12 protein-coding genes and 1 pseudogene are annotated in these 19,508 nt (G+C 75.4%); 8 read left to right on the top strand and 5 right to left on the bottom strand.

What is annotated here, in order from left to right:
- Nucleotides 1-546: 546 nt before the first annotated feature.
- Entirely contained in the window at nt 547-1,608 is a 1,062-nt protein-coding gene (locus ACI79Y_RS14755; protein ID WP_457159202.1) for a hypothetical protein, read from the bottom strand.
- A gap of 433 nt (nt 1,609-2,041) precedes the next feature.
- Here ACI79Y_RS14755 and ACI79Y_RS14750 point away from each other — a divergent pair, with 433 nt between their 5' ends.
- Nucleotides 2,042-2,239: a hypothetical protein gene (locus ACI79Y_RS14750; RefSeq protein ID WP_457159201.1), complete on the top strand. Its 198-nt coding sequence runs from the start codon at nt 2,042-2,044 to the stop codon at nt 2,237-2,239.
- Between the two features lie 71 nt (nt 2,240-2,310).
- On the opposite strand, the gene nrfD is transcribed toward ACI79Y_RS14750, so the two are convergent.
- From nrfD to fdh, 3 genes and pseudogenes are all read right to left on the bottom strand, one after another.
- A complete protein-coding gene (nrfD, locus tag ACI79Y_RS14745; protein ID WP_457159200.1) occupies nt 2,311-3,447 on the bottom strand; it encodes an NrfD/PsrC family molybdoenzyme membrane anchor subunit in 1,137 nt (378 codons plus the stop codon).
- Entirely contained in the window at nt 3,444-4,541 is a 1,098-nt protein-coding gene (locus ACI79Y_RS14740) for a 4Fe-4S dicluster domain-containing protein (RefSeq protein ID WP_457159199.1), read from the bottom strand. Before ACI79Y_RS14740 ends, nrfD begins: the two co-directional genes overlap by 4 nt.
- 31 nt (nt 4,542-4,572) lie before the next feature.
- Nucleotides 4,573-7,893, bottom strand: a pseudogene (gene fdh / locus ACI79Y_RS14735) (formate dehydrogenase).
- Between the two features lie 271 nt (nt 7,894-8,164).
- On the opposite strand from fdh, the gene ACI79Y_RS14730 reads away from it, so the two are divergent.
- Nucleotides 8,165-8,437 carry a hypothetical protein gene (locus tag ACI79Y_RS14730; protein ID WP_457159198.1) on the top strand — a complete coding sequence of 91 codons (273 nt, stop codon included), beginning with the start codon at nt 8,165-8,167 and terminating at the stop codon, nt 8,435-8,437.
- 120 nt (nt 8,438-8,557) lie between these two features.
- Here ACI79Y_RS14730 and ACI79Y_RS14725 read toward each other — a convergent pair whose 3' ends face one another.
- Nucleotides 8,558-9,001 carry a DUF5313 family protein gene (locus ACI79Y_RS14725; RefSeq protein ID WP_457159197.1) on the bottom strand — a complete coding sequence of 148 codons (444 nt, stop codon included), beginning with the start codon at nt 8,999-9,001 and terminating at the stop codon, nt 8,558-8,560.
- An 85-nt stretch (nt 9,002-9,086) separates the two neighbouring features.
- On the opposite strand from ACI79Y_RS14725, the gene ACI79Y_RS14720 reads away from it, so the two are divergent.
- From ACI79Y_RS14720 to ACI79Y_RS14695, 6 genes are all read left to right on the top strand, one after another.
- Nucleotides 9,087-11,762: a putative bifunctional diguanylate cyclase/phosphodiesterase gene (locus ACI79Y_RS14720; RefSeq protein WP_457159196.1), complete on the top strand. Its 2,676-nt coding sequence runs from the start codon at nt 9,087-9,089 to the stop codon at nt 11,760-11,762.
- On the top strand, nt 11,759-14,380 hold the full coding sequence (locus ACI79Y_RS14715; RefSeq protein ID WP_457159195.1) for a diguanylate cyclase domain-containing protein: 2,622 nt from the start codon (nt 11,759-11,761) through the stop codon (nt 14,378-14,380). Before ACI79Y_RS14720 ends, ACI79Y_RS14715 begins: the two co-directional genes overlap by 4 nt.
- Before the next feature lie 32 nt (nt 14,381-14,412).
- Entirely contained in the window at nt 14,413-15,228 is an 816-nt protein-coding gene (locus ACI79Y_RS14710) for an MBL fold metallo-hydrolase (RefSeq protein WP_457159194.1), read from the top strand.
- Nucleotides 15,225-15,953: a DedA family protein gene (locus tag ACI79Y_RS14705; RefSeq protein ID WP_457159193.1), complete on the top strand. Its 729-nt coding sequence runs from the start codon at nt 15,225-15,227 to the stop codon at nt 15,951-15,953. The genes ACI79Y_RS14710 and ACI79Y_RS14705 overlap by 4 nt, the downstream gene beginning before the upstream one ends.
- The gene (locus ACI79Y_RS14700) at nt 15,950-18,088 is read left to right on the top strand and encodes a phage holin family protein (RefSeq protein ID WP_457159192.1); all 2,139 of its coding nucleotides are present in this window, start codon (nt 15,950-15,952) and stop codon (nt 18,086-18,088) included. Before ACI79Y_RS14705 ends, ACI79Y_RS14700 begins: the two co-directional genes overlap by 4 nt.
- Before the next feature lie 189 nt (nt 18,089-18,277).
- Nucleotides 18,278-19,255, top strand: coding sequence for a glucosyl-3-phosphoglycerate synthase (locus tag ACI79Y_RS14695; RefSeq protein ID WP_457159191.1), 978 nt, complete (start codon nt 18,278-18,280; stop codon nt 19,253-19,255).
- Nucleotides 19,256-19,508 lie beyond the last annotated feature (253 nt).

Raw genomic sequence — 19,508 nt, 5'->3', positions numbered from 1 at the left:
CGCTGGGCTGGACCCCCGCCGCAGTGGCACGGCGACGCGAGGATCGGCATCGTCGCCGCGCCCCCACGGACACTGCCCCGTGGCGCCGGATCCCGGCGGCGCGGGGCAGTTCGCGTTCCCGCCCCGGCCGCACCCGGCTCCGACAGCCGCACGGTTCGTGCGGGCCAGCGATTGACGGGAGCGCCTGGCCGCGTCAATCTTGCTGGTGGAGGACGCGGCGGCGCGGCCGGAACGAGGGAGCTCCGTGGCCTGGTGGTGGCTGCTCATCGCGTGGCCCGTGGCCGGCTTGGTCGCGGCCCCGGTCGTCTGTGCCGTCCTGAAGTACGGGGCCCCGGACCCCGCGCATGAGCTGATCCCAATGCCGCCCGGCCGCGTCCAGGAGCTGCGGGCACGGGCGGTGCGCCGCACACCCACGTCCCGCCCGCCGGCCGGTCGTCCCGACGGTGCGGTGCCCCCCGCCCGTCCCCGTCGCTCGACCACGGGGACGTGGGAGGTGTCCACGCCGGTCCGGGCGTCCCTCCCCCGGTCGCCGCGGCAGCGCGCTGGTCACGGGTCCGTCACCGCGACCGCCCGTCGGCGCGCCACCGTCTCGGTCCAGGGGCGGCTCCACCAGCCGGTGCGGTCGGTCCGGCCGCTCAGCACAGCCGCGTCGCCGAGGTCACGCGCCCTCCGGCTCCGTCCGGCGCGGACCCGCGCAGAGTCCCCGCAGCAGCGCAGGCACGGTCGCACCCCGCAGCGCCTGCTCGCCCTCACCGCGCTCTCGGCGATCCTGCTCGCGCCGACCCTGGCCCGGTCCAGCAGCAGCCTCGGGTTCAGCGACGCCATCGCCGCCGAGCTCGCCGCCCATCCGGACCAGGTGCCGGCCACCCTCGAGGCGCTCAACGAAGGGGCCGCGGTGTCCGGGCTGGCCACCCCCATCCTCGTCCCCGACTGGGAGATGCCCCCCGCCACCGCGCCCACGGAGTCGCGCAGTCGCACACCGGAACGCGCCACGGAGCCCGGCTCCGACGCGGACACCGACTCGCGCCGCGCGGGGACCCCGCCGGCGACCTCGACCGGGTCGTCCACCAGCCCGTCGGGCGCGGTGCCGCCCGCCGCCGTGCCCGGTGACCGGCCGGCGACGAGCGACACCCCGTCCGGCGAGGGAACACCGACCACGGCACCGACGCCGACCCCGACGCCGACCCCGTCGGACCCGGCCGACCCCACGCCGACGCCCAGTCCGACCGACCCCGCGCCGACGCCCACCCCGGAGCCGACGCCGACGCCCAGCCCGACCGACCCCGCGCCGACCCCCACGCCGGAGCCGACCCCCAACCCGGAGCCGACCGACCCGGAACCCACCCCGACCGACCCCGCGCCGACCCCCACGCCGGAGCCGACGCCCACCCCGGAGCCGACGCCGACGCCGGAGCCGACGCCCACCCCGGAGCCGACGCCCACCCCGGAGCCGACGCCCAGCCCGACCGACCCCGCGCCGACGCCCGCGCCGGAGCCGACCGGCCCTGCGCCGACGTCCAGCCCGGTCGAGCCCACCGGAGCGGGGCCGACCGAGTCCTCCGTCCCGGCCGACGAGGGGGGCTCACCCGAGCCGCCGGCGACCGCCACGGCTCCTCCCGCCGGGCCCTGACCGAACGGACCGGTGAGGGTGGGGCAGCCGGCTGATGGCCGGGTGGCCGCACGCCCGCACGGAACCTGCCCGGATCGCCGAGTGCCGGTGGCGTGAGGCCCGGTGGCTGTAGGCGCTCTGCACGTCACCGGACTACCCGCGGCTGACCCAGGTCGCGCTCTTCCACGAGGACGAGGAGGAGAACCGGCGGCTCGACTCGGACCCCGCCAGTCTGCGGGTCAACCGCCGGTACCTGAGCCGCGCCCCGCAGGAGCGGCAGTCACTCGACGACCGCTGACCCGGCCCAGGCTGGGCGCAGGCGGCGTGGCGTCCCGATCACCCTCACCCGCCGGGATGAGACCGCGCCGGATCCGTTGCCCCGGTCAACCGCGGTCAGCCAGGCTGCGGCTCCTACGAGCACGGGGGTGCGAGATGACGTGGTGGGCCTGGCTGCTCATCGTCTGGGTCGGCATGATCTGCCTGGTGGGGCCGTTCATCGGCCGCACGCTGCGCCGGATCGACGAGATCGAGTGGACCGTGCCGGTCGAGGACTCGACTGCACCGGCTGCCACCCCGGCGCCCGCGCCGACTGCCACCCCGGCGCCCGCCGCCGGAGACCTGGCCGCCTGACCTGGTCCCCGGACGACGAACTGCCCCGCACCACCAGCGGCGGTGCGGAGCAGTTCCGGTCGGACGCTTCCTCAGCGGGTGATGGTGCTGGCCTCACCGGTGGCGACGGCGTTGCCCTCGCTGCCGTCGGTCGTCGCCGCCCGGCCGGCCTCGCGGGCCGCGAGCCGCTCGCGCTGCGGGACGACGGTGTACTTCGGGTCCTTGGCGCTGGCCATGCCGGCCTCGTAGACGCCGAACCGGGTGAGCAGCGAGCCGGCGGCCAGCAGCGCACCGGACACCGCCGCTCCCACCCGAGAGCGGCCCGCCAGCACGGTCAGGCCGGCACCGCCGGCGGTGCAGGCCTTCGCCGCCTTCATCAGCTTCCCGGCGTGGCCCACCTGGTACGGCTCGCCGACGATGCCGTGGTCGTGCTCGACCTTGTGCATCGCGGCCAGCTCGACCGCCGCACCGGCGACCGCCATCTTCCGCGCCGGCCCCGCCTCGGCGACCGGGGTGAACGCCATGCAGATGCCGCCACCGGCGGCCATCCCCGAGCCGGCGAAGACGAACGGCAGCTCCTTGTACGGCGCGTGCCACGACGGGACCGCGGTGTTGGCCAGCAGCACCGCCGTGTAGGTGGTCATCGGGCCGCCGAAGACCGCGGAGGTGGCGCCGGTGAGCTTCTCCAGGGCGGGGAACCAGCGGGAGATCCGCCGCAGCCCGAACTTCTGCAGGCCGGGGAAGGCCTCCAGCAGCTGCAGGCCCGCGGTCGCCGCGGTCAGCGCGCTGAACGGCGCGAGGATGTAGGAGCCCACCGAGAGCGGCGACGTCGGCTTCAGCACCCGCAGCATGTGCAGGAACCGCTCCGGCCGGCCCAGGTCGTGGATCAGCCACCCCACCGAGGCGAGCGCGCCACCACCGGCGGTGTAGTGCGCGACCCGGGTCAGCGTCGGGCGCCCGCTGGCGTCGGCGATCGCCCCGAGCACCGCCGAGGAACCGGCGGCACCGCCCAGGAACAGGTAGAGCGGCACGTCCGGGGACTTCCACACCGGCGGCTTGATGATCGGCCGGCCGTAGTACGAGGTGAACTCGGCCTCGTCGACGGTGGGGTCGCCGTCGCGGCTCCCGCCGCGCCGGCCGCCCTTGCGGCGCTTCTTCTCCCGCGCCTGCGCCGGCGGGCCGTCGGCCCGCCGCCAGCCGGCACCCGGCGTCACGAGTCCCTCGGTCATCGACGCGGTCCCTTCCGCGAGCCGAGCACGGCGGTGAGCGCGAACCCGATCACCATGGCCGCCCCGCCGACGGCGTGCTTCCACATCGACGGCAGGTCGCGGGTGGTGACGATCGGGTCCGGCGGGAGCCCGTAGACCTCCGGCTCGTCGAGCAGCAGGAAGAACGCCCCCGCGCCACCGACGCCGTCGTCCTCGTCGCGGCCGTAGAGCCGGGCGGTCTCCACGCCCTGCTCCTTGAGCGTGGCCAGCCGGGCGTCGGCCCGGGCCTGGAGCTCGTCGAGGTCGCCGAACTGGATCGACTGGGTCGGGCACGCGGTGGCGCAGGCCGGCTGCAGCCCGTCGGTGAGCCGGTCATAGCACATCGTGCACTTGAAGACCCGGCCGTCGTCCTCGCGCTTGTCGATCACGCCGTAGGGGCAGGCCGGCACGCAGTAGCCGCAGCCGTTGCAGATGTCGCCCTGCACCACGACGGTGCCGAACTCGGTGCGGAACAGCGCCCCGGTCGGGCAGACGTCCAGGCAGCCGGCGTGCGTGCAGTGCTTGCACACGTCGGAGGACATCAGCCAGCGGATCTCCCGGTCGGCCGAGTGCCCGGTCTGCGGGTCGAACTCGCTGAGCGCCTCGGCGTTGAGCACGCTGGACTGCGCGGTCAGCCCGCCGTCGGCGTTGCCACCGTGCGTCGTGGCGTGCGCGTCACCCGGTGCCTGGCTCTCGCCGTGCTTGCCCGCGCCCTCCGCCCCCGGCAGCCCGATCGTGGGCATCGGCAGGTCGACCGCCCGGCTCTGCTCGACGAAGGCGACGTGCCGCCAGGAGTTGGCCCCGAGCATGCCGGTGTTGTCGTACGACATCCCGGACAGGCCCATCGCGTCCCGGTTGCCGTGCGAGTCGTCCATCGGGAGCGTGTTCCACTCCTTGCAGGCGACCTCGCAGGCCTTGCAACCGATGCAGACCGAGGTGTCGGTGAAGAAGCCCACCCGCGCCGGGTGGTCGTCCTCGTACCCTGCCTCCCCGCTCACGTCGGGCAGCGGACCGTACAGCCGGTTGGCCGGGTCGTTGCCGGTGAGCGCCGGGCTCGCCGAGCTGACGGTGGTCACGAGCGCTCCTCCTCCATCGGGTCGAGCCGCATCAGCTCGTCCCCTCCTCGATCGGTGCCCGGCCGCCGCTGGGGATCAGACCCGACTGCACGCCCGCCCGGATCCGGTAGTCCTCCACGTACTGCACCAGCGCCTTGCCGCGCGGACGCCGCCCGGGCTGGATGTCGCAGGTGCCGACCTTCGTCTCCTGGATGTGCACGTTGGGGTCCATCACGACGCCGAACAGGTCGTTGCCGGAGTCGCCGGTGGACAGACCCTGCTCACCCCAGTGGTACGGGATGCCGATCTGCTCGACGACCTGGCCACCCTTCAGCTTCATCGGCCGGATCCGCTCGGTGACCAGCACCCGGGCCTCGATCGCCGTCCGGGCGCTGATCAGCGTCGCCCAGCCGCCGTTCTCCAGCCCGCGCTCCTCGGCCAGCTGCGGGCTGACCTCGACGAAGAACTCCGGCTGCAGCTCGGACAGGTAGGGCAGCGTGCGGCTCATCCCACCGGCCGTGTGGTGCTCGGTCAGCCGGTAGGTGGTCATCGCGTACGGGTAGACCTCGCTGCGCGGCGGGTTGCCCCGGTTGTACGCAGCGTGGATCTCCTCCCGGCCCGGGTTCGCCTGCTGGCCGTACAGCGCGTTCTCCACCGGCGACTCGGCCGGCTCGTAGTGCGCCGGCATCGGGCCGTCGGCCAGCCCCGCCGGCACGAACAGCCAGGCCTTCCCGTCGGCCTGCATGACGAACGGGTCGCCACCGCCCAGGCCGGCCTGCGCCGTCGCACCCTTCGGCGGCACGTAGTCCGGCCGCTTGGTGGCCTCGAAGTCGGGGACGTCATGACCGGTCCACTTCCCGGCCTCCTCGTCCCACCAGACGTAGGCCTTGCGCTCGCTCCACGGCTTGCCGTCCGGGTCGGCCGAGGCGCGGTTGTAGAGCACCCGGCGGTTCGACGGCCAGGCCCAGCCCCACTCGGCGGCGACCCAGTCCTGCTCCCGGCCGGGCTTGCGCCGGGCGGCCTGGTTCACCCCGTCGGCGTAGACGCCGGTGTAGATCCAGCAGCCGCCGGTGGTCGACCCGTCGTCCTTCATGTCCAGGTAGGTCGACAGCATCTCGCCGTCCGGGCCGGAGCCGTTGATCTCCCGGAGCACCGCGTCGGCGCTGGGCTCCTCGATCTCCCCGTGCGTCGGGTAGTCCCAGGTGAGGTCCAGCAGCGGACGGTCCCGCGGGTCGGTGGACCCGGCCAGCTTCTCCCGGAGCCGACGGCCCAGGTGGAAGTAGAACCACAGGTCGCTGCGGCAGTCGGCCGGCGGCTCGACCGCCTTGTGCCGCCACTGCAGCAGCCGCTGCGTCTGGGTGAAGGTGCCCTCCTTCTCCACGTGCGTGGCCGCGGGCATGAAGAAGACCTCGGTGGCGATGTCCTCGGTGACCAGTTCCCCGGTCTCGATCTCCGGGGCGGTCTTCCAGAACGTCGCCGACTCGATCATCTGCAGGTCGCGGACGACCAGCCACTCCAGGTTGGCCAGCCCGAAGCGCTGCATGCGCCCGTTCGCGCTGCCCACCGCCGGGTTCTCGCCCACCAGGAAGTAGCCGGGCACGTTGCCCTCGATCATGTCGGCGACCGTGGTGTACGTGCCGTGGTCACCGGTCAGCCGCGGCAGGTAGTTGAACGCGAAGTCGTTCTCCGCGGTCGCGGCGTCGCCCCACCAGGACTTCAGCATGCTCACCGTGTAGGAGCGCATGTTGCCCCAGAAGCCGATCCGGTCGTCGGCGGAGGAGCAGAAGCTGTCCAGGTCGGTGTGCTGCTGGGCGTGGGGCATCGGGATGTAGCCGGGCAGGATGTTGAACAGCGTCGGGATGTCGGTGGAGCCCTGGATGCTGGCGTGCCCGCGCAGCGCCAGGATCCCGCCGCCCGGGCGGCCCATGTTGCCCAGCAGCGCCTGCAGCACCGACGCCGTCCGGATGTACTGCACGCCCACGGTGTGGTGCGTCCAGCCCACCGAGTAGACCCACGCCGTCGTCCGCTCGCGGTTGCTGTTGGCGGTGACCCACTCGGCGACCTTGAGGAACACCTCCGGCTCGATGCCACAGATGTCGGCGACCATCTCCGGGGTGTACCGGGCGTAGTGCCGCTTCAGCACCTGGAAGACGCAGCGCGGGTGCTGCAGCGTCTCGTCCCGCTCCGGCCTGCCGTGGATGTCGGCCGAGCCCTGCGCGCCCTGCTGCTGGTCGGCCTCCTTGACGCCCTCGGTCTCGTCGTCGGTGCCATCGTCCGCGGCGTCGTCCGGCCGGCCCTCGCCGTCGCGGAAGGCCGACCCACCGGGCTCGCTGGGCGAACGCTGACCGGCCGAGGCCGGCAGGTTCACGCCCTCGTACTGCCAGGTGGTCTCGTCGTACTGCCCGGTCTCCGGGTCGAACCCGGAGAACAGGCCGTCGAGGTCCTCGGTGTCCTGGAAGTCCTCACGCAGGATCGCCGCCGCGTTGGTGTAGGCGACCACGTACTCGCGGAAGTCCAGGTCGTTGTCGAGGACGTACTTGATCAGCCCGCCGAGGAAGGCGATGTCGGTGCCGGCGCGCAGCGGCACGTGCAGGTCGGCCAGCGCGCTGGTGCGGGTGAACCGCGGGTCGATGTGGATGACCTTCGCGCCCCGGGCCTTGGCCTCCATGACCCACTGGAAGCCGACCGGGTGGCACTCGGCCATGTTCGAACCCTCGATCACGATGCAATCGGAGTTCACCAGGTCCTGCTGGAAGTTCGTGGCGCCGCCACGACCGAACGAGGTCCCCAGACCGGGGACCGTCGCGGAGTGCTATATGCGGGCCTGGTTCTCGATCTGGATCGCGCCCATGGCGCTGTAGAGCTTCTTCATGAGGTAGTTCTCCTCGTTGTCGAGGGTCGCCCCTCCGAGGCTCGCTATCCCCAGCGTGCGGTTGACGGCGTGGCCGTCGACCTCGTCCTGCCAGCCCTTGCGGCGGGCGTCGAGGACGCGGTCGGCGATCATGTCCATCGCCGTGTCGAGGTCGAGGTCCTCCCACTCCGTCCCGTGCGGACGGCGGTACTTGACCGTCGTGACCCGGCTCGGGCTGGTGACCAGCTGCTTGCTGGCGCTGCCCTTGGGGCAGAGCCGGCCGCGGCTGATCGGCGAGTCGGGGTCGCCCTCGATCTGGACGACCTGCTCGTCCTTCACGAAGATCCGCTGGCCGCAGCCGACGGCGCAGTACGGGCAGACCGACTGCACCACCCGGTCGGCGGTGGCCGTTCGGCTGACCACCTCTTCGGTCGCCTTGCTGCGCGCGGCCTTGCCACGCCCCAGCGGATCAGGACCTGTCAGCTGCCGGAACACCGGCCACGCATCGAGCCACGTCTTCACGGGTGCGAGCTTGCCACTTGATCCCGCACCTCGCGCGTCCGACTCCCCCGTCTGGCGAGTCGGGTCGACACCCGGCGCGCGGTCACCGCCCCCCGCCCGGCGCCGGACCGGTTCACCACGCAGGTGCGCCGTCCGACGACGCCCGCGGGGAGCGCCGCCCGGGGCGCGCGGGTGCTTGCCGGGGGCACGGACCTGTCGGCACAGTGTGCGGGAACTGCCCGGGGCGCCCGCCGGCGCGACGGCCACGGCCGGTGAGACGGAGGTGCGCACGATGGAAACGACGATCCTGCTCCTGGTGAGCGCAGCAGCGGTGACCTTGGCGATCAGGTACCGCGACCCCGAGCACCGGGCTGCCGCGGCGGCGCCCTTTCGCAACAAGACCGCGCTCGCAGTCGGCGGCAGCGTGGTGGTCGTACTGGCCGGGATCGAGGTGGTCCGCGGTGAGCGCGACGTGGTGGGCTACCTCCCGATGCTGGCCCTGGGCGCACTGGCGGCAGCTCTCGTCGGCCGCGCGGACGTGCAGCGGAGGTCCGCCGGCGACTGACCGCCGGCACGTCCCACGCTCTTCGGTCACCTCCCTCGCGCTGCAGCACGGGGAAAGCGACCGGAACGCGTGGGAAGCGGGCCGGGTGGCGGCAGCGGGGACGCCGACGACGGCGCCGGGTCAGCTCTCGCCGCGGTAACGGGCCGCCCGGCGGGCGGCGGCCTCGCGCTTGCGCACCGACTCCGCCGCCAGCCGCTCCTGCGCCGCCCGGTCGTGCGCGGCCGCCGCGGTGCCCGCGGGGTACCCGGCCCGCACCAGCCGGTGCTCGGTGGTCTCGGTCATGTAGGCCAGCGAGAAGATCAGCCCCATCGCCACCCCACCCAGGGCGGCCATGCCGCGGATCCAGAACGGGCCGGGCACCAGCAGGAGCACCAGGGTGACCGGGACGGCGAGCTGCACCAGCGACCGCGCGACGTGCCGCCAGGCCCAGGTGCGCGTGGTGGTGTCGTGCAGCACCCAGGGGCCGTACCGGGCGGGCAGCCGACCGCCGAAGGCGTACACCAGCCACCGCAGCGGCCCGGGGCGCACCACCCGGTCGCCGTCCGGTCGGTCCGCGGGCTGCACACCTCGTTCGTACCACTCCCCCCGAGGGGTGAGCCGACGGGCGGCAGCGGTGGAGCAGTGCCCGCGCGGTCCCGAACACGGGGAGGTGACCACAGGAGTCCTCGCCGCCCCGGCGCGGGCCGTGACCGCCCCGACCCGGCGTGCCACGGCCGCACCGCGGCTCGGCCGCGCGCTGCTGCTGGCGCTCGCCGCCGGCCTGGTGACGGCGGCGGCCGGCCCGGTGCTCGGCCCGATGGCCCCGGTCGCGCTCACCTTCGCGGTGATCATCGGCGCCACCGTGCTGCTGGCCCGCGGGGCCGCGCACAGCGCCCACCCGGCCGCCTGGCGCTGGTACGCCCTCTCGGTGGGCCTCGGCGGCGGCGGTGCGGCCCTGGCCGGGATGCTGGTGCCCTGGGGCCAGACCGCGCTGGGCAGCATCCCCGGTCAGCTGCTGGTCGTGGCGGCGATCACCCGGCTGATCGACCTGCGCCGGCTGCGGGTGCACCGCGCCCAGCTGCTCACCTCGCTGGTGCTCTTCGTCATCGCCGACCTGCTGACGGTGCACACCATCTACCGGCTGACCATCGCCGACAGCGGCCTGCTGTCCCAGCCCGCGACGATCGCCATGTTCGCGCTGCTGTTCGCCATCGCCATCGGCACCGGCTGCTCGCTGCTGCTGGTCGCGGCCAGCCCGCCGGCCGCACGGCGGGTGGGCCTGCTGGTGTTCGCGGCGCAGTGCTGCGCATCGGTGGCCTCCGGCTTCGCCTCCGTCACGTCGGGCCCCGGGCCGGTGCAGTACCTCGCCTGCTCCCTCAGCGTGCTCGGGCTGTGCCTGGTCGGCATCGCCGTGCGCACCGACCGCGCCGCGCCCGCCCACTGCGGGGCCCCGCACAGCAGCTCGGCGCTGGGCGCCCTGCTGCCGCACGCCACGGCCGTGGTCGGCGGCGGCCTGCTGCTGGTCAGCGTGCCCGTCACCGGGGACCTGACGATCACCGGCACCGCCCTGGCGCTGGTCGGCCTGGGGGTGCTGATGGTCCACCAGGCAGTGACCTGGCGGGCGCAGCGGCAGCTCACCGCCGACCTCACCCGTTCCGAGGCGTACTTCCGCACGCTGGTGCGGGGCAGCGCCGACCCGATCGTGATCCTGGACGACGAGCTGCGGGTGCGGTGGGTCTCCCCCTCGATCACCGAGCTGCTCGGGCTGGACCCGCAGCGCACCGTGGGCCTGGCCATCGCCGACGCCGTCCACCCCGACGACGCACCCGGCCTGATCGCCGCGCTCGCGGCCCCGCAGCCCGACGGCACGGACACCAAGACCCGCACCGCGCGCATCCAGCACCTGGACGGCCGCTGGCGGCTGATCCGGGCCCAGGTGCGCGACCTGCGCGGCGACCCCGACGTCGGCGCGCTGGTGCTGTACTGCCGGGACGTCAGCGCCACCGCCCCGCGTCCGGCCGACCTCGACCTCACCGCCCTCAGCACCACCGACCCGGCCACCGGCCTGCCCAGCCGCTCCGCGCTCACCCAGCGGCTGACCGCCGCGCTCCGGGACCCCGCCGCGGCGGGAGCCGCCGCCCTGGTGGTCCTCGGTGTCGACGGGCTGCCCCCGGACGACGACCAGCGCGTGCTGCGCGAGCTGACCACCCGGTTCAGCCGTGCCCTGCGGGGCGACGACTGGCTGGCCCGCGCCGGCACCGACGAGTTCGCCGTGCTGGTGCAGGGCACCATCGCCGACGCCGAGACGGTGGCCGGGCGGCTGGTCGCGGCCGTCGAGCCGGTGCTCACCGGCAGCGGCACCGTGCGGCTGACCGCCGCCGCCGGGGTGACCTGGCTGCCCACCGACACCGACGCCGGCGAGGCGCTGCGCCGGGCCGACCTGGCGCTGCGCAGTGCCCGTGCGGCCGGCCCCGGCCGGGTGCGCCGGCACTCCGACGCGCTGCGGATGAACCAGGACCGCGAGGAGGCGCTGCGCGCCGACCTGGCGCGGGCGCTCGCCGCCGACCAGCTGCACCTGGTCTACCAGCCGGTCGTCGACCTGGCCCTGCACCGGACGACGACGGTGGAGGCGCTGCTGCGCTGGCGGCACCCGGTGTACGGCGAGGTCTCCCCCGCGGAGTTCGTGCCGCTGGCCGAGGAGTCGGCGCTGATCACCGAGCTGGGCCGCTGGGTGCTGCACCAGGCCACCGCGACGGTGGCCGGGCTGCCACACGAGGACCTCGCGGTCGCCGTCAACGTCTCCGCCCGGCACCTGCGCACCGGCGAGCTGGTGGACGACGTGCTGGCGGCGCTGGAGGACAGCGGGCTGGCCGCCTCGCGGCTGCTCCTGGAGATCACCGAGTCGGTGCTGCTCGACGACGACCACGTCGTCGCCGACCTGGAGCTGCTGCGCCGCCTCGGCGTGCGCATCGCGGTCGACGACTTCGGCACCGGCTGGTCGTCGCTGGCCTACCTGGTCGGCCTGCCGATCGACGTGCTGAAGATGGACCGGCAGTTCCTCGCCGACGTGGAGCACGACCACCAGCGCCGGGCGCTGTGCGCCTCGGTCCTGCACCTGGGCACCAGCCTGGGCCTGGCCGTGGTGGTCGAGGGCGTGGAGACCGCGGCCGAGCTCCAGCTGCTGCGCGACATGGGACACCGCTTCATCCAGGGCTACCTGCTCGCCCGCCCGCTGGCTCCCGGGGCCCTGACGGGTGACCTGCCCGACGGCGCGGCAGGCGACCCCGCTGACCGCGGCGCGGCCGGCACCGCCGCGGGGCGCGAGGCCCCCGGGGCGACGGGGTGAACGACCACCGGGGACCGCAGCTGCGGCTGCCCGTGCTGCTGACGCTGGCCGGGCTGGCCGTCACCCTGCCGTTCAGCCCGGCCGGCGCCCTCCCCCAGTGGGACGACGTGGTGCTCGCCGTCTTCGGGAGCTGGGCGGCCTGGCACTGCGCCCGCCTCACCGGCGCGATGCAGCGCCGCGACCGGCTGCCCTGGCAGGTGCTCGGCGTGAGCGCACTGCTCTACGCCGCCGCCAGCGTGCTGGCCGCGGCGGGCAACGGCGCCTCGGCGGACGGGCTGCGGCCGGCCGACGCGTTCATGCTCCTGGCCGCCCTCGGCCCACTGGTCAGCGCGGCGCTGATCGGCGGCCGGGTGCGGGGCGCGCGGTGGCCGATCCTGGTGGTCGACGGGCTCACGGTCACCGTCGCCCTGGTGATCGTCGGCGACGTGCTGGTGCTCTCCCCCGCCCTGGCCCCCGGCGCGCTCGCGCCGCACCTGCAGCCGGTGGTGCTGGCCTACGGCCTGTACCCCGCCGTCGCGATCGGGGTGGTGGGGGCGCTGTGCACGGTGTCCTCCGAGGCGGTGCACCGGTCGGCGACCGCGATCATCCAGATGACCGGGCTGATCGGGCTCGCCTCCGCGCTGGTGGCCGCCGAGTTCCTCGTCCCGGCCGGGGCGCTGGTCGCCGTCTCCGACGTCGCCGTCCTGCTGGCCCTGGCCACCGGCCTGCGGGCCGTGGCGCTGGCCCCGGCCGGCCCTGCCCCCACCGACCCGGCCGCGAGCATCGAGCCGGTGCCGCGGGTGAACGCCGCCGGTGTCGCGATCGTCGTCCTCGCCCTGGTGGGCGTCCCGGTGACCCTGCTGCTCGCCGTCGTCCTGGAGCTGCCCATCGGCGCCGGGGAGGTCATCTGCACCGCCGTGCTGATCCTGCTGCTCCTGGTCCGGACGGCGCTGCGGATCCGGGAGAGCGGCCGGATGGCCCAGGAACTGGTGCGCACCGAGGAGGACTTCCGCGGGCTGGTCGAGGCGAGCTCCGACGGCGTCGCGATCGTCGGCGCCGACCTGCGCCTGGAGTTCACCTCCCCGGCGGCCCGCACTCTGCTGGGGCTCTCCGACGCCGCCCCGCACCCGCTGCTGCTGGACCTGCTGCCCGAGGAGGACCGGGCCTGCGTCGCCCGCGAGCTCACCGCCGTCGTCGACGACGTCGCCCCGCCACTGCACCTGCGGGTGCTGCCGGCCGGCGGCGAACCGCGCGACCTGGAGGTCACCCACCACGAGCGGCCCGGCAGCGGCCGGCGGGTGCTGCACCTGCGCGACGTCACCACCCGCCGGCGGCGCGAACGCGAGCTGGAGCGGATGGCGTTCACCGACCACCTGACCCGGCTGCGCAACCGCGCGATGCTCTTCCAGGAGATGGCGTCCCCGGCCACCGGGGACCGGTCCCTGCTGGTGCTCGACCTCGACGGGTTCAAGGCGGTCAACGACTCCGCCGGCCACGAGGCCGGTGACCTGCTGCTGGTCGAGGTCGCCCGCCGCCTGGAGGGCCTGGTGCGCGCCGACGACCTGGTCGCCCGGCTCGGCGGTGACGAGTTCGCGGTGCTGCTGGCCGGCGACGAGGACGCCGCCACCGAGGCCGCGCAGCGGGTGGTGGACGTGCTCGCCCGGCCCTACCGGGTCGGCGGCCGCACCTTCAGCGTCGGGGCCAGCGTGGGCCTCAGCCGGGTGCACCCCGGCGGTGGGCAGCTCGCCTTCCGCCAGGCCGACGCCGCCCTGCGGGCCGCCAAGCAGGCCGGCAAGGGCTGCTGGCGCGTGCACAGCGAGGACCGGGTGTCCCAGGCCACGGCCACCAGCTCCATAGCCGCCGCGCTGGCCGACGGCGACGTCCAGCTCCGCTTCGACACCATCGCCAACGGCGACACCGGCATCCTGGCCGCACTGCACGCCCAGCCCGTCTGGGTGCACCCCGAACTCGGCGTGCTGCCCGCCGCCGAGCTGTGGGCGGCCGCCGAACGGCAGGGCCAGACCGCGGCGCTGCAGCGGTGGCTGCTCACCCGCGCGTGCGCCGACGTCGCCGCCCTGGACGACCAACTGCTGGTCGCCGTCGACCTGCCCGCGGGGCTCGTGCACGCCGAGGAACTGCCCGGCGAGGTGGCCGCCGCGCTCGCCGCCGCCGGCCTGACGCCGCCCCGGCTCACCCTCTTCGTCACCGAGGACGTGCTGCAGACGTCGTCCGCCGCGCTCATCCCGGCGCTGCACACCGTGCAGCGCACGGGTGTCCGGCTGGGCCTGGACGACTACGGCATGGGCTCGACCCTGTGGGCCCAGCTCGCCCGGCTGCCCCTCGAGGTGGTCATGGTCGACGTCCGCAACCTGTGGGCCGGCGGCGACCGCGACCGGACGCTGGAGCTGCTGGGCGCGATCGGCCGCAGCGCCCGCGGCTTCGAGGTGTCGACCGTGGCCAAGGAGATCACCTCCCGGCAGCTGCTCTCCGAGCTCCGCCGGCAGGGGGAGGTCGCCGTCGCCGGGCCGGTGCTGCCCAGCGGGCTGACCGCCGCACAGGTCGCGACCCTGCTGCGGCACCCCTCCTCGGCCGTCGTGGCCCCCCTCCCGGCGCCCCGCCCGCGCGCGGAAGTGTGGTGACCGGGGTGCCTCCCCGCGCCGATACTGACCCGGTGACCGCTCCGTCCCTGCACTTCCTGGGTCACTCCACCGTGCGGGTGGAGCTGGCCGGGCGGACGGTGCTCACCGATCCGCTGCTGACCGCGGGGCTGGGCCCGGTGCGCCGGGTCGCCCCGCCCCTGCCGCCGGAGACCTGGGCCGGCGTCGACCTGGTGGTCGTCTCCCACCTGCACAACGACCACCTGCACCTGCCCTCGCTGCGCCGGCTGGGCCGGTCGACCCCGGTGCTGGTGCCCCGCGGCGCCGGGTCGTGGCTGCGCGCCCACCGGTTCACCGCCGTCGAGGAGCTCGCCCCCGGGCAGAGCACCACCGACGGCGGGCTGACCGTGACCGCCACCGAGGCCCGGCACGCCGGGCACCGCTGGGGCCCGCGCCTCACGCACGGCCCGCACGCCCCCGCCGTCGGCCACCTGCTGCAGGGCGCCGGGACGACGGTCTACGCCGCCGGGGACACCGACCTCTTCCCCGGCATGACCGATCTCGGCGCCGAGGGGATCGACGTCGCCGCGCTGCCGGTGTGGGGCTGGGGCCCCACGCTCGGGCCCGGGCACCTCGACCCGCAGCGTGCCGCGGAGGCGGTGCGGCTGCTGCGCCCGCGGGTCGCCGTCCCGGTGCACTGGGGCACGCTCGCCCTCGCCGGGCTGACCCGGCTGCCCAGCCCCTGGCGGGCCCGCATGCGGACGCTGCTCACCGAGCCGCCGCGGCGGTTCGCCGCCGCCGTCGCCGCGGCCGGCTCGGCCACCGCCGTCGCGCTGACCGAGCCCGGCGCCCCGGTGCTGCTGCCCTCGGCCACGGGGACGACGCCGTGACCGGCGAGGTGGTGGCCGCCGGCTGGACCGACGCCGGCTCGATCGGCTACCCGGTGGTCTTCGGCGGCGTGCTGCTCGGCTCGATCGTGCCGGTGGTGCCCACCGGCGCCGTCGTCGGCGCGGGCGCCGCGGTCGCGCTCACCACCGACCACCTCTCGCTGCCGCTGGTGCTGCTGCTGGCCGTGCTGGGCGCGTGGACCGGCGACGTCGTGACCTTCGCCGTCTGCCGGTTCGGCGGGCCCGCCGCGGTGCGCTGGGTCGCCCGCGGCCAGCACCCGGAGCGGATCGCGGAGGTGCGCGAGCAGTTCCGCCGGCACGGCTGGCAGATCGTCGTCGTCGGCCGGCTGCTGCCCGCGGGGCGCATCCCGGTGCTGCTGGCCGCCGGGGCGCTGGCCTACCCGTGGCGCCGGCTGCTGCCCGCCTCCCTCGCCGCCGCCACCACGTGGGCGACGGCCTACGCGCTGCTCGGGGTGGTCAGCGGCGGCATCTTCGACTCCCCGCTGATCGCCACGCTGATCGCCACCCTTCTGGTGCTCGCCGTCGGCCTGGTGCTCAACCTGGTGTCGCACCATCGCCACCGCCCCGCCCTCCCCGAGCTTTCGCGCGATCAAGCGCCCGAGCTTTCGCGCGATCAAGCGCGCGAGCTTTCGCGCGAGAAAGCGCCCGAGCTTTCTCGCGAGAAGGCGCGGGGGGATGCGCTGCCGGCCGCCTGCGAGCGGCCGTGAGCCAGGCAACGCCGTCCGGCCGGGTACTGCGCGGCGGCCGGACGCTGGCCCGGCTGCTGCTGGTGTGGGCCGCGGTCACCGGTGCGCTGGTGCTGCTCGACGAGTGGCTGACCGGCTTCGACATGCGGGCGTGGTGGCACCCGCCGGTCGCCGCACTGCTGCTGGGCGTGCTGGTCGCGGTCGTGTGGCCGCTGGTCGTCCGGATCGCCCTGCCGGTCGCCTTCCTCACCTTCGGCCTGAGCAGCTTCCTGCTGCTGGGCGCCGGCGTCCTGGCGGTCTTCCACGCCCTGCCCGGCGTCGAGGTGCACTCCTTCCGGACCAGCGTCGTCGTCGCCGTCGCCATGGCCGGCGTCGCCGGGCTGGTCAGCAGCGCGCTGGCGGTCAACGAGGACGAGCTCTTCTTCCGCCGTGCCCGCCGGCGGCGCGGCGTCGCCGACCTGGGCGACTGCCCACCGGGCGTGCTGTTCCTGCAGATCGACGGCCTCGGGCACGACGTCGCCCGGCGCGCCGTCCGGGACGGGTCGATGCCCACCCTCGCCGCCTGGCTGCGCGCCGACAGCCACGTGCTGCGCTCCTGGCACACCGACTGGAGCTCGCAGACCGGGGCCAGCGTCTGCGGCATCCTGCACGGCGCCAACGACGACGTCCTCGGCTTCCGCTGGTACGAGAAGGACCGCGACCACGTCGTCGCCGTCTCCCACCCGGAGGACGCCGCGGACGTCGAGCGCCGGCACTCGAACGGCCGCGGCCTGCTCGCCGGGGACGGCGCCGGGCGGGGCAACCTGTTCACCGGCGACGCCCCGCACGTCTCGCTGACCATGAGCTCGCTCGCCGTCGTCGTGCCCAGCGCTTCCCGGCGCGAACGGCGGGCGCGGGACCGCATCGGCGCCGGCTACCAGGCCTACTTCGCCAACCCGGTGAACGCCCTGCGCACGCTGGCGGTGTCGCTGGTCGACGTCTACCGGGAACTGGTGGCCGCGGCCCGACAGCGCCGCGCGGACGTGCGCCCGCGGGTCAGCCGCGGCGGCCTCTACCCGCTCGCCCGGCCCGGCACGACGGTCATCGCCCGCGACGTCGTGGTCAACGCGCTGCTCGAGGACATGCTCGCCGGCCGCCCCGTCGTCTACGCGGACTTCCTCGGCTACGACGAGGTCGCCCACCACTCGGGCATCGAGCGGTTCGACAGCCTGGAGGTGCTGCGCACCATCGACCAGCAGATCGGCCGGCTGTGGCGGGCCGCCCAGCTCGCCCCGCGCCGCTACCACCTGGTCTGCCTGTCCGACCACGGGCAGACCCAGGGCCAGGCCTTCGCCGACCGGTTCGGGGAGACCGTGGAGCAGCTGGTCGGCCGGCTGTGCGGCGGTCCGGTCGCCCCCGCCCCGCGGCGCCGGCTGCTCGGGCTGCGCCGCCCCGCACCGGTCGAGGACAGCCGCCGGTCGGCCGAGGCCTGGCAGGTGACCTCCGCCCTCGCCGAGGGCAGCGGAGTGGTCGCCCGACGGCTGCGCGACCGGGCTGGCCGGGCCACCCCCGGGGAGCCCGGCGCCACCCCGGCCGGGGAGCACGGGGCGGTCCGCCGCGCGGCGCCCGGGGTCGTCGTCAGCGTGTCCGGCCACATGGCGCACGTGTCGTTCGCCGACCTCCCCGGCCGGGTGCCGCTGGAGACCATCGAGCGACGCTGGCCGCACCTGCTGCCGGCCCTGGTCGACCACCCCGGCGTCGGGTTCCTGCTGGTGCACTCCACGGAGTTCGGGCCGGTGGTGCTCGGCCGGGACGGGCTGCACCGGCTGGACAGCGGCGTGGTCATCGGCACCGACCCGCTGGCCGACTACGGCGAGCACGCCGCGGCGCTGGTCGCCCGGGTGTCGGGCTTCCCGCACTGCCCCGACGTGGTCATCAACAGCCGGTACGACCCGGAGACCGACGAGGCGTCGCCGTTCGAGCCGCACGTGGGCTCGCACGGCGGCCTGGGCGGGCCGCAGCAGCGCGGCTTCCTGCTGCACCCGCGGTCCTTCGCCGACCCGGGCGAGGTCATCGGCGCCGAGCACCTGCACCGGGTGCTGCGCGGCTGGCTCAGCGACCTCGGTCACCCCGAGCCGGCGGTGCCCGCCGACGACCGGGTCGCCACCCCCGCCTGACCAGGCCTTCCACCGACATGGCCGTGACGGCGGAAGAAGTGGGCCCGAGACGGCCGGGGACCGGACACCGTGCGTTTGTTGCCGCCGACCACGCCGCCCGTCAGGCTGGAGTGGCGGGGGTGCGTGAAGTTCACGTGAACGACGCCCCGCCGACGTGCAGGGGGTGGGGCCGTGCCCGACAGTGGGCTGATGCGACCTGACGCCCGCGCCTGGTTCGAGGACCGCACCACGTCGGCCACCTCCCTGGCCGAGATCGACGTCGAGGCCCTCCTGCTGGCCAAGCGCCGCGGTGGGCACCGTGTGAGCCTCGTCCTGCCCGCGCGGGACGAGGAGGCGACCGTCGGCACCCTGGTCCGGGATCTCGCCGACCGCTGGGTGCACGGCGTCCCGCTGGTCGACGAACTCGTCGTCATCGACTCCGACTCCACCGATGCGACCGCCCAGGTCGCCCGCGAGGCCGGGGCCGACGTCGTCGCCGCCGCCGACGTGCTGCCCGCGCACGGCAGCCGCCGCGGCAAGGGCGAGGCGCTGTGGAAGGGCGTGGCCGCCACCTCGGGCGACCTCGTCGTCTTCATGGACTCCGACCTGCTCGGCGACGTCAGCCACTACGTACCCGGGCTGCTCATCCCGCTGCTGACCGACCCGCGGGTCGACTACGTCAAGGGCTGCTACACCCGGCCGCTGACCGTCGACGGCGAGCACCGCCCGGCCGGCGGGGGCCGGGTCACCGAGCTGACCGCCCGCCCGCTGCTCAACGCCCTGTGGCCGGAGCTGGCCGGCTTCGTGCAGCCGCTGGGCGGGGAGTACGCCGGCCGCCGCTCCGCGCTGGAGCGGGTGCCGTTCGTCTCCGGCTACGGCGTCGAGGTGGGGCTGCTGGTCGACCTGCTCCAGGTCTGCGGCCTCAACGGGCTCGCCCAGGTCGACCTCGGCACCCGCCAGCACTCGCACCAGACCGACGAGGCGCTGGGCAAGATGGCCGGCCAGATCGTCTCGACCCTGCTGGCCCGCGCCGAGCGCAGCGGGCTGGAGCCCGGCGGCCTGCTGACCCAGTTCCAGCACGACGGGCAGCGGTTCGTGCCGAGCAGCACCACCGTCGCCACCGACGAGCGCCCGCCGCTGTGCGCGGTGCCGGAGTACACCGCTCCCCGCGTCGACGTGGTCGGCTGACGCCGCCGGGAGCATCGACCGAGGCCTGCGAGGGAGGAGCGGACCGGCGGCGGACGCCGACCGGTGTGCTCGTCGGCTGACGCCGCCGGGAGCATCGACCGAGGCCTGCGAGGGAGGAGCGGACCGGCGGCGGAAGCCGGCCGCGGGGGGGGGGGGGGGGGGGGGGGGGGGGGGGGGGGGGGGGGGGGGGGGGGGGGGGGGGGGGGGGGGGGGGGGGGGGGGGGGGGGGGGGGGGGGGGGGGGGGGGGGGGGG

This window comes from Modestobacter sp. SYSU DS0875 (assembly GCF_054050915.1).
Note: the sequence above shows the minus strand (reverse complement) of the source record. Positions and strands in the feature narration are given on the sequence as shown.

Bases quoted from the DNA above. Each gene is read 5' to 3' on its own strand.
- ACI79Y_RS14750 (WP_457159201.1), top strand. From the start codon at position 2,042: ATGACGTGGTGGGCCTGGCTGCTCATCGTCTGGGTCGGCATGATCTGC.
- nrfD (WP_457159200.1), bottom strand. From the start codon at position 3,447: ATGACCGAGGGACTCGTGACGCCGGGTGCCGGCTGGCGGCGGGCCGAC.
- ACI79Y_RS14730 (WP_457159198.1), top strand. From the start codon at position 8,165: ATGGAAACGACGATCCTGCTCCTGGTGAGCGCAGCAGCGGTGACCTTG.
- ACI79Y_RS14695 (WP_457159191.1), top strand. From the start codon at position 18,278: ATGCGACCTGACGCCCGCGCCTGGTTCGAGGACCGCACCACGTCGGCC.